This window comes from Butyrivibrio sp. LC3010 (genome assembly GCF_000424385.1).
Taxonomy (GTDB): Bacteria; Bacillota; Clostridia; order Lachnospirales; family Lachnospiraceae; genus Butyrivibrio.
In genome coordinates this window covers 1-16,737 of the sequence record NZ_AUJU01000025.1, presented here as the reverse complement: position 1 = coordinate 16,737, position 16,737 = coordinate 1, and the positions used below count along the sequence as shown (strand labels likewise).

The window sequence follows — 16,737 nt, the reverse complement described above, 5'->3', positions numbered from 1 at the left end:
TTTCCCTTCAGGATGGCGCCTTTGCCTTAGTTAACAATATCAAATAATTCCCATCTGCGTCAATACTATTTACGACGATGATTTAAAAACCTGGCAAGCTCTGCCTTTAACTGCTTGGCTGCAGCAGGCTCCTCGCGCCTTGTGCTGTCTCCCTGAATATCCGCAAATGCTCTTGGCAAAATAACGTTATCTCCTTCAAACGGATGAATAACTCCTGTCTCGTCACCACAGATAACAGCGCCATCACAAAAGGCTGAAAGCTCAGCTACCAGTGTTTCCGTGGGTCTTGCGCCGCCAAAGCCTGTAAGACACATGCAGAATCTTTCTCTTACTCCGCTGTAGGCAGCTGCCGTGTTGACCGGCTTATCATTTATCAACATGTCCGCATATTTCTGCAAAAGGCCATCGCTCTTTGAGGGATACTTTTTTTCACGTATACCATAGGTACCATAGGGATTAAGACTAAGGTGCTGACCCTCTCCATCCGTCATGAGGCGCCCGGGGCAAACCGCCATTCCCCCAAGGACTGATCTCGTCATTCCAAGAAGAAATCCCGAAAGAGCGCCCTTTGCTCCAACTATACCGGCTGTAAGCTGATGGTTAAAGGACTGCAGATTATCATTTCCCCTGACAGATTTTCCAAAAACCGAAACAGGAAAATCACTCACATCTCCTGTAAAGCTCTTTCTTATGACAGAGACTCCGGCGCGATACTGGGGCGAAATCTCAAAAGGTGCAACCTCCTCAAGCACCGCCTCTCCATGCCCTGAAACATCAGGATATGTAACATCCATCTGAATAAATATACCATCGATACCCTTAAGTGCCGGTGTCTTAATTATCTGCATTTTATATTTTCCGGGAGCATTTTCACCGTTTGCATGAACTGATCCGGTTATCATCACCCCATCGCCTTTTCCTGCGAATTCAGCAGCAGTCACATCCTCACATATAAATTCACTTCTGCTTCCACCGCTTTTTACAAACGAAGATAAAAACTGCTCATCACCGATCCTCTCATCTCCGTAGAAGACCTCCCGGATTTTTCCTTTACTGGTTCCCGTACCGCTTAAAACGATTTTGAGCTTCTGACCGGGGCTTGTGATAATATAACTCTCCCTCTCTCCGTTTGAGTTAAGGCTTGCTCCTTTTCCTGCATTTTTTGCGCTGTTCATGGCAGCAATGCGGTCAGCCACGGCTTTATTCTCCTCTTTTACAGGCTCCGGTTCCTTTTTTAATTTCCCCTGAGCCTCAAGAAGTCTCTTCATGGCACCTTCCGCACGGAAAACAGGATGATCTTCCGGAGTAAGCTCTATAAGCGGTTTATGCCGTTCCTTTGGAATATCGGTGCGGTCAAAATGATAATAAATCTTGTAGATTCCCTGAGCCTCGGCAAATCTCATGATCACAAAAACAGAATTCACATATCCGTTTTCCCTGCTCATCTCAACTGCCGTATAAGCATTTATCTGGCATTCATCACATTCAAGCACAAGAGTTGAAACCTTCGGACACATGCCACTGTCTATGGCAAGCTGAAAAGTTACAGTCTTTTGCCCAGCAGGATTCATGATAATGAAAGAATTCCTCTCCTCTTCATCCTTTCTCCTGGAATAAGCATGTTTTCCGGCAGCACTGTTGTTAAGCCTCTGGCGCCCGCTTGTTCTCATGGACACCTCTTTTGAATTAATGGCTTTTCTCTCAATCTTCTGAACTTCCTTTGAAAGCCTGTTAGCATGTGCAAATCTGTCGCTGGCAGGTGCCGGTGAAAAAGGTCCAAAATCTGAAGCACAAAGAAGCTTTGTACGTTCCGCAAGAGAATCCGAAACCCTCTCTGCGTTATAAATCTTGCTTCCCATACGGGCTCTCTCAATTCTTGTCCATATCAGTCTGTCATAGGGAAGTTCTCCGTAATTGGACAGATCTCCGCTGGTTCCGCAGCCCACATCTCCCGAAAACGACATCTCGCACACAGGAGCATGATCATATAAATAACCACTCGGAGTGTTGTAGGAAACAAAATCAAGCTTTCTTAATGCTCTCAAAAATCCTGCAAGTCCCTCAGTCCCGGCAGCTCTTCTGAAGAGACTCCTTATCTCCATAGGTTCCCACCATGGGCTTGTTACATCTGCCCCTGCAAGAACAAACAAATCACCTTCGATCTCACCTGAAATCTGCTTTGCATGAAGATTACTGAGAAATCTTGTCATTGACCCCTCTTCGATCCAGTCTGCGGGAGTATAGACAGGAATCACATTTATTGAATTATTCCCATGCCTGTAGATTCCGGGATTATAGGTTGCATACTCAGACTTTCTAAACTCCTTCCCAACACCTGAAAGTGCATTAGGTCCGACATTACTGTTGCCAAGAAGGACCGTGTTTATCCCGGCTTTCCTCAATCTTCCAATCATGGCAGGAGTGAAAATATCTCCCTCAGCACGAAGGACATCTGAAGTTTCTCCAAGCTCGTTTGACTTATAATGCAGTGAAAAAGCCAGTTCTTTTCCTGTCATCCCGGCAAAAAGATTCGCATGCCTTCCTGAAAGAACGAGCTCGTCACCTCTCTCCCTGATTCTCGCCTTGACGCTGTCAATTACATCAGGTCCAAGTGATGGAAGTATTCTTCCAAGCGTATAATCATTTTCAAAATCCCATGTCGCCTGCACCGGCTGACCGTCATTATTAGCCTTTTTTAAAACCTCCAGGATCTCACGAATTCTGGATAAATCTCTTCCAAAGCCCCGTTCATCGTTAGTATCCCCAAGGTGTGCATGATAGAAGTTTACGTGAAAAAGGAATCCGAAATGGATTCTATGATTGGTCCCCATAAGTAATACTCCCCCAACAAATATAGTTAGAATTATTTTAACATAAAACCGTCAACTTTAGTACATTGCTTTAACATAGTCATTACTGGTTACTGTTCAACAGCAAAACATAGTCACGCCATTTTAGCCAGATCAATCTGTTGAACTGTACCTGCCTGTCCTGTGGATTCCCTTAGAAAAACACCACTTGCCCTAAACTGTGCATTGACCATAAAATCACTTCCCTGAGAAGTAAATTCCGTCTTTGCCTGCCCAAGATAGATTGCACCAACATCGGCTTCCTTCAAAGTCATAAGAGTCTCACGCCCCTCTTCATCTCTGCACCAGACACGTAATTTTTCATAGATCTCATCATTCTCATCTATCCAGTCATTGCCATCAAGATTGTATCCTGAAAGCTCTGCAAATCCGTCGCCGCTTCTTGTTCCAAAAAGCTCATTCCCGTCATTTATTATTCCGTCACCATTTTTGTCATAAGCAAGGAACCCGCTTCCGGGTGCGAGGCTTTTTATCTCATCCTCAGTGCCATCAGCGTCCAGGTCAAAAGTAAAGGTCTGATCAGAGATTCCTGTTATTCCGTTTCCTACATTTATTACTAGTGGATCAATAAGCTGAGCCGGCCTTATATGCATGACACCAATAGCCTCTGAAAACTGCCTCGACATGGTTACATTCACACCAAAATTCAGTTCCCTGCCATCTTCCGTCCTGGCAATGCCCTGAGCAGAAAAAGCTGTCTGTTCCGAGACTGTATGGACATAAGTAGTGGTAGACACTGACATCCACTGAAAAGACCCTGCACTCATTTTTTCGCTAAGGCCCCTCATGTATTCCTGCATTCTGCTTTTCCCGCTTCCCGAGGGCATACCTTCATAAAGAATCTGCATGATGTTCAAAAGCCGTTCCATAATCTGCATCCTGATGTTTTCAATCTCAGACATTCTGGACATGAGCGGTGAATCATTCTGCACAGCATACCCGCCGTCAGCATTATAATTTGTAAAAAGAGGTTTCTCCCCCTCCTGTTCTATTCCGGGATTAGTCCCTTTGTTCTTCTCTTCTATTGCTCCATTCTCTTTTCCTGTAGATGTCAAAAGCTTTCTAAAGCTCCCGATGCCATCTCCGATTAAAGATGATGCCATTATTCCGTTTTCCTTAGTGATACTGTAGTTTTCCTGATACTTCCTTTCTGAAACAAGGTTAACCGTACTGCCTGTAATTCTCATAAGCACTTCCCTCCAAATGTTGCAGCAAGCTCGCACTAAGCTCGTGGAATATCTCGCCGGTACTCTGCTCAAGCAAACTCTACCAGACTCGAAAAGACCTCGCCAAGTCGACTTGCATGCTCAAAAAAATGAGCACACCCATCACGGGTCTGCCCAGCTAAATACTTCGAAGGAAGATAGCTCCGCCATCCTCATTCTCAACCTATATATCGGATAAAAACTGTTTTCCTTTAGTAATTGCGAAGGTATTTTTGTTGTTATAAAATATTTATATGAAACTAAAGGACATAATGAAAGATTCAAAAATAAAAATTCATGCATCCATCAACGGTCACGGCATTCTCCTTATTACAAAGGCGGAAGTTGGCGTCAGTGATGGGCTTCTTGTTGACTCCCTTACCTACTTTGACGAGGATCTGACCTTCTCAGGTCCGTCTAAGATCATAGCGGTAAATAAGAGAGACGGCAGGTCCTACGAATTCGAAGCTAATCGCATTGGTCCTGTCGAGACAAAGTATGGGAAGTTCCATCTCATAAGATGCACCGATGAAGGGAAAATCATAAACCGCAGAGCTGCCGAGCGCTACGACATAGACAGACTCGGAGTTATCAGGATCGGTGAGAGCAAAGACATCAGAAATGCTCTTGTTTATGATATTTCCATGAGGGGAATCGCATTCATTCTTGACAAAGATGCTTCTGTTAAGGTGGGAGATCACGTCATAGCTTCCTTCAGATATGATCCTGCATATTTCCATTTCTATGCCTGCGAAGCTACGGTAGTCCGCATTTTCACCATGAACGATCAACCGGCTATCGGCTGCACACTGGATTCCATGGGGGCAGATCTCGTAACTCTCATCCGCAGCAGGAAGAAGGAAAAGCTCGGCATCAAGGTCGACGACATCCTCGATACTGCCAAATCTCCTGATGAAGGCATCGCTTCCGGCAAGAAGATTCCTGTGAACTATGTGCCTCAGCTTGCTGCTTCCAGAGATTATGAAAAGAATAAATACTCAGGGAAGTGGGAACTCAATGATTCCTCAAAGGATGAAGCAGATACGGAGAAAACTTCCAAATATGAAAAGCTTCCTTCCAAAAAGACTGCTCTCGCTTATCAGGAACAGCAGACTTACCAGGAGCTTCCTCCTGAAAAAGAAAATGCTCCTGAGAATCTTGAGCCACAGCTTATGTCACCGGATGAAGCAGCTGATCTTATCCCTGAGCGAAGTGAAGCTGAAATCATGCTTGCCAGAGCCAACCGCGTGGCAGACATGAATCCTATTGAAGATGAGGCAAATCAGCCCTCCTATATTGCAGAGAAGGATCTCGAAGAAGTTACTTTCATCGAAGATAGAACGCCCGGCATGAATGTCCCTGAACCCAAAGAGCTTACAAAGTCCCTTGACAGTCAGGATCCTGACCAGCAATACGAAGAGGAACTGGCAGCCATCGAGGACAGAACCCCGGTTAAGGCCAAAAAGTTATATCCCAAAAAGCCTGCTAATCCTCTGGATGATTTAAAGAAACAACCGGGTAAAGCAACCCAGACTTCAAAGAGACAGGTTGCAGATCTTGCAGAGCTGGAAGGCAGAGACTTCAATCCGTCCGAGCAGACTAAGAAGAAACTTGATTTCATCTCATCAATTGTGGGTGATGTGAATGAGCTTAAGAGTCTCATCGGTTCATCCGGCAGCTCATCGAAGCCACGCAAAAAGACAAAGCTCACTGATAACAACATAAATGCCAATACCATTCCGCAGGCAAGCTCAATGACTTCCTCTGCAAGCGGTCATCAGATGAGATTTGTGGATGCTTATAACAGCCCTTCAAATGCTGCGCAAAAGAACACTAAACCAAAAGCTTCAGAGGAGCAGCCCGTTCAGACAGGCATATCAAGGGCAAGTGGCGTCATACATGCTACCAGCGCTTCGATACCCAATGATTTCTCAAAGAGCAACGCTTCACTTCCTGATAGGGCACCATCTTTGGGAAATAAGAAAATATCCAAGAATCCCGGAGCTTTTCCTGATGACTATGACGGATACTTTAACCAAAGTGGAAATGCCATAGATGAAGGCCTGTTTTTACCAAAACAGAATGATGGTTTCCTCTCTCCCGAACAGATAGCAGATATCATCGAGCTTGAGAGAATCAGTAAAAATGAATAAACAAAAGCAAATAAGCAAAAGGCTGTCGATCAGAATTAAACTGAACGGCAGCCTTAATATATTTCTATGATAGTTTCAAATATCATTCGCAATCTTGCTTGTAACTCGTATTATAAGTACCTCGGTTATTTTACCTTTACCTTTTTAATTTTGCTCCAGGCTGAATAAACTTTCACTTCTCCGTCCTTTTTATAACTTCTGATTCTGACATAGTATTTCTTTCCGGACTTAAGCTTTTTGATTTTAAGGCTACTCTTTGATACCTTCGCAGATTTTATCTTTGCTCCATCCATGCTTTTTGAGTTAGCATACTGAATCTCATATCCACTGACATCGGATACCTTGCTCCATTTTACAGTAAGACATTTCTTACCTTTAGTAAGAGAAAAGCTTTTTACTTTTGTGGCAGTTACAGACTTCTTTTCTTTTAAATCTGACTCATCACTACCATCTTCTACAAATCCGCTTTGTGATCCATCATTATAGCCCTGATTCCTGAAAATAACCTGAGAATTATTACCGGTTGTGCATTTTTTTAATATCACAAAGCTTGTGGTTTTTGTTCCGGAATAATTGCCTTTTCCTGTAATTGTAATTTTCCCATAGCCTTCGTTTACATTATTCGAATATTCGACGGTGTAATCTGTATTTTCTACAAGCGTCTTACCGTTTAACGTAACAGTAAATGCCGGTGTAATAGAAGAACCTGTGTATTCCTGATATCCTATTGAAGAAACAGTGGCTCCAGACAGCGAAACTGCATTGACATTAACAGGAATGCTGTACGTTGTTCTATCTGAAAGTAATCCTGTCAGGTTCGCAGAACCTGCTGCTACACCCTTAAGTGTACTTCCGTCTACCTTTAGCACATTACTATCCGATACCGAAAAGTTATCAATCGGCTTTGTAATAATCGATGGCTTTTCACTGCGAAAATCTATATCATTTTCACAATATAAAGACTCTTTCACATTACTCAGATCATAATTATCCCCGTACTTCATTCTAATAGATGAAGGAGTCGCTTTGTATTTAAGCTTTGATAAAAGAAATTCTACATTCACATTTTTGGTTGCATTGGTGACATTAGTTGCTGTTTTTTGTAAATTCACAGAGCGAAATTCCTGAACCCAATAGTCAACACCATCACGTACTACATGTCCTATTGCAACACAGGTAAAACAAGGGTCAAGCATGCTCCTGCGATGTCCCTGCCCCACAAATGGGTTATTCGTTTCCTGCCAGCCTTTAAAGGCCTCCTCTGCCGAAAAATATCCAAAGGCTAAATTTTCCCCAACAAATCCATTAGTAGGCGAAAATGCAGTAAAACAGTCTGTACCATTAGGTCTTTCATGACTGAAATAAACTGCTATCTCCATAGCTCTTTGCATTGCAGTTTTTTCAAGTTCATAATCATATTCCAATGCCTTAAGATCTTTACACTGTACCTTTTCCGTATTGCTCTCATTCCAATACCAGGCATCATTTCCGGTACGAAATGCATTGATATCTTCAAGCATTTTCCTGGCCGTAGTCTGTTCATAAGTTCCTGTGACATCAATTTTAATCCTGCTATCGTTGGCAGCTCTGGTAGCTAATCCTGAAATTGGCGACAAACCGATAACCAATGCAGTGACAGCTGAGATTACTGCAAAAATCCTTTTCTTCATTCAAAATCCTCCATAAAACTTCTTTACATCCTGCTGATATTTTGTCCAGCTTAAACTTTTACAGCTATTTTGTTGCACAAAAATAGATTTAGCAAGATTTATCAAAACTCAGTTTACATTCTACAGCATTTTCCTTCATCCTTCGAGCACTTTTCCGTAAGCAAGCTCCCCTAAACTCTCTGAAGCTTTCGCAAAAAGATACCCTCGCCGCAAAACGGCGAGGGTATCTGAATTTAAAAGCTATAAAATTGTTTCATTTTACTGCTCATCATTTTTCTTGCGTTTTTTTCCTAATGCAAGAAGTGTAGCAGCTGCGCCTGCAGCGATAAGAAGAACAAATATTCTTGAAGTATTTGTATTATCTTCAGTACCTCCGCGTCTTGCTCCAAGTACTCCGGGCTGTTCACCCTGCTCTCTCTTTGCTCCGAGAACCTGTCTCTGGTCTGCAGGAGTAGTATTGTTTACAGCACTATCATTGTTGTCATTGTTACTGTCATCATACTGTGTAGGAGGAGTATCTGTCTTCTTGTTCTTTTTCTTGTTCTCCTTCTCAGGATTATCTACCGGCGGATTATCATCACCCTTAGGAGGTGTTACATTCGGCGTGTCATCCTTCTTAGGAGGATTTTCGCTATCTGAAGACGCTGTAACGGTCAACGTACCAAATACATAAGTAATTGTATAGTTTCTAAAGTCTGTAAGAGCAGTTGCCTCAACTGCATTGAATTTGTTCTCACTTGACCCGGGATCTGTCTGGGATCCTGTAAAGTTGTATGTAACTGCATCTCCTATACCCCATGAATCACTTGCTGATGCATGATGGCTTACAAGAGGTGTTCCGTCATAAACTTTTGAAGCTGAATCTGACTTAAGCTCAATCGGTTTAGGCGTAATCGTAAACTTACCATTTATAAGTTCAGGATCATCAAACTGAGCTGTTACATCGTTTCCTGCAGCGTCAACTACCTTGAATCCCTCATTTACAATTACAAGATCATACTGACCTACATTTCTTGCAGTAACATCAACTCTAAGTCCAGATACAGTGTACTTATTACCCTTAATCTCTATCTCTTTACCTGTATTCGCTGCATTTGCATTAAGTCCAAATAACTTACCAAATACATCTCCTATAGCATTAAGAGCTTTTGTAAGAGGATTTAGCACAATCACTGATCCCTCAACTGTGTAGTCGAAGTCTGTTCCAACCCATGTCTTGCCGCTAAACATCTCGGTCCTGTCAGGTGTCTTAGCTACCACATGGAGTTTATCAGTTTCAGGTCTGTCTTTGATAATGAGCTGTCCATCTACTACAACAAAGTCTACATCAATATTTTCATCGCTATAGCTAAACTGATCCTTTGTAAGTCCCATAGGATAAGTATCAGGTAATACACCCTTAGCAACAGCTTCTCCTGTGAATACTACTTTGCCCTCATCGAAGAACTTACTAGCATCAGGAGTTGTACCTGCATTTCCACCGGAAACATCTGCATTACCATCTGTGACTTCTGCATTGCCATCACTTACAGTTGAATCAAGATTCAGAGTATATCCAGTTACCTTCTTCTCAGTGCCATCATAGACTTCTTCACCTCTGTTACCAACAACATTTACTGTCAGTTTAAGAGGATTGATCACAAGATATCCATCATGAACAATGAAAGTTACATCATTAAAGTCACTGTTTATGCACTTGAAGCTGCATTCGGCTGTATCCGTTTCTGTAGGTGTTCCATGAAGGTTCATCATGTACTTATCAATTGCCTTTGTAGCAGTACGCTTAACATTTGTTCCGCTAGCTACATCTGTTCCTTCTTTAACAAGAACAATGTTTTCTTTTGTAATTTTATCAAACGGCTTTCCGTCTTTTGTGATGGAATCTACTGTATACCCCTTTACTGACTGTTCCTTGCCATTGTAGTAAACAGTATTATTATTACCTGTAATTGTTACAACAATCTTCTCGTTGGAAGGATTAATCTTAAGCCATCCATCTTCGACAACAAACTTAACATCTAAGAACCTGTCATTAGTATTCTTAAAGCTACACGTCTGGTCTTCTGCATTACCATCTGTAACTTCTGCATTACCATCACTTACTTCGGATCCATCAGACGTTCCAGGTGTTCCACGAAGATTCATAGGATAGTGCTCAGGATATTCAATGTTCGCAGGTGTATTTGCTTCAGTTCCCTTTGCAATATCAGTTCCTGGTTCAACCAGAGCAATATCATCTGCTGTAAGTCCTACAACATCTCTGCCATCTTCATACTTAATTGATACCACTCTGTAACCCTTACCCGGTTCGAAGCCATCCACATTAAACATGTTGGTGTTCTGCTCTTCACCATTATAGGTTGTTGTAACCTGTTTACCCTGAATAGTAACAACTACCCAATCCTCAACAGGTGTAATCTTAAGCCATCCGTCTTCAACCAGCTCAAACGTTACATCCTCTCCATTGGGATTATTACATACGAAGCTACATGCAGGATCACCTGGATTTACAGGTGTTCCATGAAGATTCATAGGATAGTAATCAGGATATTCACTATTGCGGCTATCATTTACTTCAGTTCCATGTGCCTCAGCTTTAGCTCCTTCAGCAAGTCCGATCTGACCATCTGTGACACTACACTCACTCTCATAACCCTGTTCGGGGACAACCGTAACCCTATATCCATTTGGAAATTCTTCATTATAAAAATCGTCATCATCTGTAGATTGTTCCTTACCATTATACTGGGTTACAACCTGCTTACCTTCAATCTTTACAGTTACCTTTATAGGTCTGTAAAGAACTTTTATTACGTTATTTTCTGAATCAACGTCTAAAACAAGTTTCTTTGCCCCATCAACTGTAGGAACTATCCATTCACCATTCTTATGTCCTGCAGGTTTCTTAGCATTTAAATTAATATCCTTTTCTTCAATAACATCACCTGCATTACCATCAGTTACCTGCACATCTTCAATATGTGCTGCACCATCAAGCTCTTTGCCCTTGTAGTATTCGATTCTGTAAGAAGTAGTTTTATGTGCATACAGTACCTTGATAACCTGCGGAACAGGTGTTCCATCTTGATTATAAGTACTTTCCTTCATTACGTAAGGAACAGGATTCTGCTGTACACCATCAAGATAATAATCAGGATTATCATTTAATGCATCTCGAGTCTTCTTATTATTTAGCTGAGCATCTTGATCACCTTCACTTAATCTGATTTCTTCTCCGACATAAGCGGGATAAACATCACTCTCACCTACATAATTCTTGGTTTCATCATTAGGATCGATTTCATCCTTATAATACTTAACGATATATGTTGCTGTCTTTCGAGCATACAGTACCTTGATAACCTGCGGGATAGGTGTTCCGTCTTCCTTATATGTGCTTTCCTTCATTGTGTAAGGAACATCACCCTGCTGTACACCATCCAGATAATAATCAGGATTATCTAATGCATTTTTCTTATAATTTAGCTGACTATCCTGGTCACCAGAAACTAATCTTATTGGTGTGCCAACCTCAGCAGTATGAGGAGTACCCTCACCTACATAGTTCTTGGTTTCATCATTAGAATCGATTTCATCCTTGTAATACTTAACGATATATGTTGCTGTCTTTCGAGTATACAGCACCTTGATAACCTGCGGAACAGGTGTTCCATCTTGATTATAAGTACTTTCCTGCATTACGTAAGGAACAGGATTCTGCTGTACACCATCAAGATAGTAATCAGGATTATCTAATGCATTTTTCTTATAATTTAGCTTACCATCCTGGTCACCAGAAACTAACCTGATTGGTGTACCAACCTCAGCTGTAAATTTGCTACTCTCACCTACACAGTTCTTGGTTTCATCATTAGGATCGATTTCATCCTTGTAATACTTAACGATATATGATGCTTCTTTCTTCTTCCAAACACCAAAGAGTGTATTGTTCTGGTTAGGAAGTTCATCAACACCAACAACATCTCCAACCTTGAAATCAACTGTATAGACATTCTCAGCGTTAGGCTCGTACTTTTTCCATCCAAGAAGTTCATAATTTTCTCTTGTAAAGCCGGCATCTGTTATCGTAAGTTCTGTGTTAAGCTGAAGCTTATCATACTTTACTGTTGTCTTATCTGTATTTACTGTACAATTCTGAGACTCATCTGAAGCCAGACTTGTTGTTCCACCATTACCATTATAGATAATCTTTGTGGTCTTGATATTATCATCCTTCTTAGGCTTATAAACTGCCTTCAGATGAACTTCATATCTGAATTTAGGATCTTCTGTCTCTGAACTTCTTAAATCTGTCTTCTTAGCGTCAGACTTAAATACACCATATTCATGGCCTTCTTTTACAACTGTATCTGTGTCTTCGAATTCGCCGGTTGTATTATTGTATTTCTGTACAACCCAATGTGAGAAGATCTTATCCTCAGATGTTATCTCAGCATACTCTGAAGGAATATCAAGTGCAGTCGCAGTTGCCTGATCTGCATAAAGTACATCTTTTGTCTCATCCACATAGATTTGCTTTGTGCCATTTTCTACATAGTAATAAACATTAATACCATCGGCACCAATAAGTTCATCACGCCACCTAGCATAGAGATCAAGGCTATTTAATATCCACCTACGGTTTGTATCTTTATTTGTACTCTCTGTAGAATTACCAAAAGCATCAAGTTCGGTAGATCTTGACTTATCATATGTGTCCGGGGCTGTTGAATCATTAAGCGCATAGGCTTCGATATTGAATGGCTTATAGACATCTTTTCCATCCACAACTGTCTTTGTATACCAGCCTATCAGCTTCTTATCATCTCTTATTACTTTATCAATACCTTCAATTTTCTCACCATAATTTACCCTAAAGGAAGCACTTAAACCAGCTGCTTCAAAGTTGTCCTTATATGTTGTTTCCGTTGTAGGAACATCCGGATGAAGGAATATACGATACTCTTTACGGATCCATCTTGCATATACAGTGATGTTATCCTTACTCATTGTAAGGTCATGACCATTTTTATCTGTAAATGTAAATCTGTTCAGGCACTGTTCATCTGTAAACCAGCCATCAAAAATAAATCCTTCACGAGACGGGGGATTCTTGTATTTTTCAGTATCCTTAATGCTATTTCCTACACTCGCATCATATAGAATAGGATCACTGTCATACAAATGTCCTCTACCCTCGTATTCTAGTAAACGTGTATTATTTATTGCCTCAGAACCATCTTCTTCTGCATCGTGACCATTTACAAACAGACCATCATAGTATGCTACAACACCTGATAATCTCTTGTAGTAATAATAAACAGTTCTTTTTTGTACATTTCCTTCTCTGCCATTTTCCTCATTTTCCGTTTTTTCATATTCAAATCCCGGATAATCAGGATGATGCTGTCCCGAAAAATCAGCTCTGGATCTTACTCCCAATGTACTTTCATCAATCGTAGTTTCTGAACCTGACTTGTAAGGAACATACTCCTTGCCCTCATATGTTCTTATTTGTGCCGCAGGAGTTGTTGTATCCTCCGGAAGCTTTTCTACATAAATCCTATATGTGTAATCATATATAAGATCAGGATCATATCTGGCATTAAGGTAGTTACCATTTGGATTTTTCCAATCACCCAGAATCATCTCATCCATTGTAGAAATAACACCTTTAACAGTATTTCCACCATTGCCACTTCCGGTTCTTGCTCCTGCAGTGGGCATGAGGATCCAGCTGATCATATTGAGCCCGGTTACTTCCTCCATTCTTGTGAAGGCACTATACTGAGGCCACACATCACTAATGGAATCTCCATATCTTTTCGTTACCTTAAAAAGATAATATCCTCCTTCAGACACTGCTCCAGGAATAATGCTAACATCGAATTTATCCTTTACATGTCTATCATCATTCTCATAATGATACATTTCAAGCTGATTACTACCCTTAATCTTAGCAATTCTAAACTGAAGATTATATTCAATTCTGTTGAAATATACATTTACTACAGTATTACCTTCTGCCTTAATCTTTTTACCTGTGTCATAATGATCAGGGTCAAAGCCTATATACTGTTTCTCTGTTCCGGCAATATCTGCCTTGTAATCAGTATGATTTAAGTCTATGATAACATCATTGCCAACAATACCTCTCTTAGTTAAAGACTCTTTATATGCGTAAACCTTTGAACCATCCTCATTGGTTTTCAGAGATTCCTGCCAAATAACTACTGTATAATCTGCTTCATTAGCCGGAACCCACTTAGCGTATAGAGTAGTCTTCTCGGAAAGGGGCTGTCCAAACACAAATTTTGTTCCGCCAGGTTCACCACCACGCTCTGAAGGTGCCTCTGTGTACCAACCTTCAATTTTATATCCTATTCTTGTAGGCCATATAGGTTGGTCTTGTATGTCGTTACCTGCATCATCCTTATTATATTTTGTAGGATCTTTTGTATTTTGACCAAGCTCTACAAACTGAGGTCCTACATAGCTTGCGCCTGCAGCATTCTCATCAAACACAAGCCAATATCCTTTAGGAGTATAAGCTGTAAACTCAACGCTCTTAGTGACCTTTATCTCTGTTCCGTTTTCAAAGGGTGATGTCCTGCCTTCGGTTATTACAGTTATGGCATCTGGATTCTTTGTAGGCTTCCATCCAAGGAAAGCAGAATCCTGGCTCATAGGTGTATAAGGCCATTCAATTTTATAAGTACCATCATCTGATACAACATCATCAGTATGAATAGCTGTACCCTTCTCATCGCAGTAAGTAATTGTGTAGTGATCTTTATACTTAGCTCTGAGTTCAACGGTTTCATCGGCAGTAATACCATTTATAACCTGTCCGAGTTCTACCTTAGTGTCTGTATAATCATGGCTTGTTTCATCAACTAAATACCAGCCAATAAACGCCCATCCATTATGATAAGGGGGTTCAATTGCTGCAAGTGTGTCACCATTCTTTACTATCTGGCTATCTACTTTTTGACCCAGTTCATTAAAGAACTCATACGGTGTTCTGTCTGAATCTGTGAATTTGTAAGTACGTCTGGGTGTAACAACAGTAGGATCCGGATCAATTACGATAGCATAGATTGAGAAATCGGATGAAGTAAACTCAGCTGCATCATCGGAAATAGTTGCTTCAATAACATTAGTATTTCCATCATCATCTCTATGTACTACCTGTGTATCCTCTTCAGTACTTACTATTGAACTTGTAATCTTTACAGAGATAGGAGCTAAAGGTTCAATTTCAATGTCGTCATGTGTAAATGAGATATCTACAACGATGGCTGTCTGCTCTGAGTTATCAACTTCATCGTTGGCAGTATCCTTGATCTCATTAATGATAGCCTCATCCTTAACTTCTGTAACAGTCATCTGGGTATTTTCAGGAAAAGCACCCTCGGGAGCTTCAACATATACAGAAGCATCGCCGGCCTGTCCTTCGAAAGTCTGTGCAGGAAGTTTCTCCTCAAGCTTTTCAAAATTAGCAGTATAAACTGCACCATCAACTATCTGAGCATCTGAAGGTACAAAAGTCTTATCTGTCTCAACTTCCTTACCGCTCTCATCTGTCCAGTTTGTAAACTTGAAGCCTTCGTCAGCTGTTGCAGTTGATCCGTTGAATTTTGCATCCTCTGCATTAACATCAACTTCTTCACTCTGAACAGAAACTGAACCACCTTCGGTTGTAGCATAAGAAATTGTAACTAACTTCTCTTCAGCTACAGTTACTTCTTCCTCTTCCTTAGCTTCTTCCTTCTCTTCAGCAGGAGCTTCCTCTACTGCTTCAGGATCTGCAGGTGTTTCTGCAGGAGCAACTTCCTCTGCATTTTCAGCAGCGGGTTCTACAGCAGTCTGTTCTGCGGGAGCAGCCTCTTCTGTCTTGGTCTCTTCAGAAGTCTGACCTTCTGCAGGAGCAGCTTCCTCTGTCTGAGGCTGAACCTCTTCCTGTACCTGAGGTTCTTCCTGAACAACCTCTTCCTGCGCAGGCTCTTCGGCTACAGGCTCCTCTGCCTGAACCTCCTCCTGTACCTGAGGTTCTTCCTGTGCAGGCTCTTCCTGAGCAGGTTCTTCTGCTACAGGCTCCTCCTGTACAACCTCATCCTGAACAGGCTCTTCCACGACCTCTTCAGCCGGAGCCTCCTGTTCAACATTTTGCTCATCACCGATATTCTCGGTAAAAAGCGATGAATACTTTTCAGTGGATGCTTGCTGGATATCAGCTTCAGATGTAGCATGGGCACCTATACTGTTGTAATCTGACCCAAAGGTCGTTACAAGTACTACTAGTGCCAGAAGCATAGCAAGTTTTCTTGCAATGTTCTTTCGCATTATGCAATTCCCCCTTCATATTATTATAAATATAATAGTTCATTTAGATTATACGAAACTTTATTTCAAGAAAATTTACAAATTATGCACAATTTATTTCAAAACTCGTACTTGACAATTTTTAACTAATATGAAAGTTGTTAAGCAGTTATATTCTGAGGTCAATAGCATATTAATAGACTGAAACTTCGCAGTTACAAAACTGCGGTTGAACCTTGATAATTCAATAAAAATTGGCAATTAAGTACCAATCATGCTGCCTGAAGATGACGTTGCATGGATGGTGTAAGTGCAGATACAAACTTGTCTATCATTAAAGATATTTTTTCTTCATCGAGATCAAATTCTTCTATCATCATGTTTGAGAAAATCTCCATAATGATGTTAAAAGCATAGATGAATGTTACATCGGCCACCTCATCCATGAAGTATGCAAACAACTCGCCTAAAGTTCGAGAATCTTCTGATTCGCGATTTTCTACTGCAAGCATCA

Annotated in this window: 5 protein-coding genes and 1 pseudogene; 1 reads left to right on the top strand and 5 read right to left on the bottom strand. The window is 41.1% G+C overall.

Features of this window, described 5'->3' with window-relative positions; all coding sequences use genetic code 11:
• Nucleotides 1–65: 65 nt before the first annotated feature.
• Nucleotides 66–2,831, bottom strand: a complete 2,766-nt coding sequence (locus G622_RS0115195) for a hypothetical protein (protein ID WP_026511412.1) — start codon at nt 2,829–2,831, stop codon at nt 66–68.
• Between the two features lie 113 nt (nt 2,832–2,944).
• Nucleotides 2,945–4,057 carry a hypothetical protein gene (locus tag G622_RS24790; RefSeq protein ID WP_049945898.1) on the bottom strand — a complete coding sequence of 371 codons (1,113 nt, stop codon included), beginning with the start codon at nt 4,055–4,057 and terminating at the stop codon, nt 2,945–2,947.
• Between the two features lie 290 nt (nt 4,058–4,347).
• Here G622_RS24790 and G622_RS0115185 point away from each other — a divergent pair, with 290 nt between their 5' ends.
• The gene (locus G622_RS0115185) at nt 4,348–6,228 is read left to right on the top strand and encodes a PilZ domain-containing protein (protein WP_026511411.1); all 1,881 of its coding nucleotides are present in this window, start codon (nt 4,348–4,350) and stop codon (nt 6,226–6,228) included.
• A gap of 125 nt (nt 6,229–6,353) precedes the next feature.
• Here the strand turns inward: G622_RS0115185 and G622_RS0115180 are convergent, their stop codons facing one another.
• The 3 genes and pseudogenes from G622_RS0115180 to G622_RS26210 all read right to left on the bottom strand — a co-directional run.
• Entirely contained in the window at nt 6,354–7,898 is a 1,545-nt protein-coding gene (locus G622_RS0115180) for a CAP domain-containing protein (RefSeq protein ID WP_026511410.1), read from the bottom strand.
• Nucleotides 7,899–8,156: 258 nt separating this feature from the next.
• Nucleotides 8,157–16,244 (bottom strand): InlB B-repeat-containing protein, encoded by an 8,088-nt coding sequence (locus G622_RS0115175; protein WP_026511409.1) that lies wholly within the window; start codon nt 16,242–16,244, stop codon nt 8,157–8,159.
• A gap of 251 nt (nt 16,245–16,495) precedes the next feature.
• A pseudogene (locus tag G622_RS26210) lies at nt 16,496–16,737 on the bottom strand (IS4 family transposase); the annotation flags it as partial.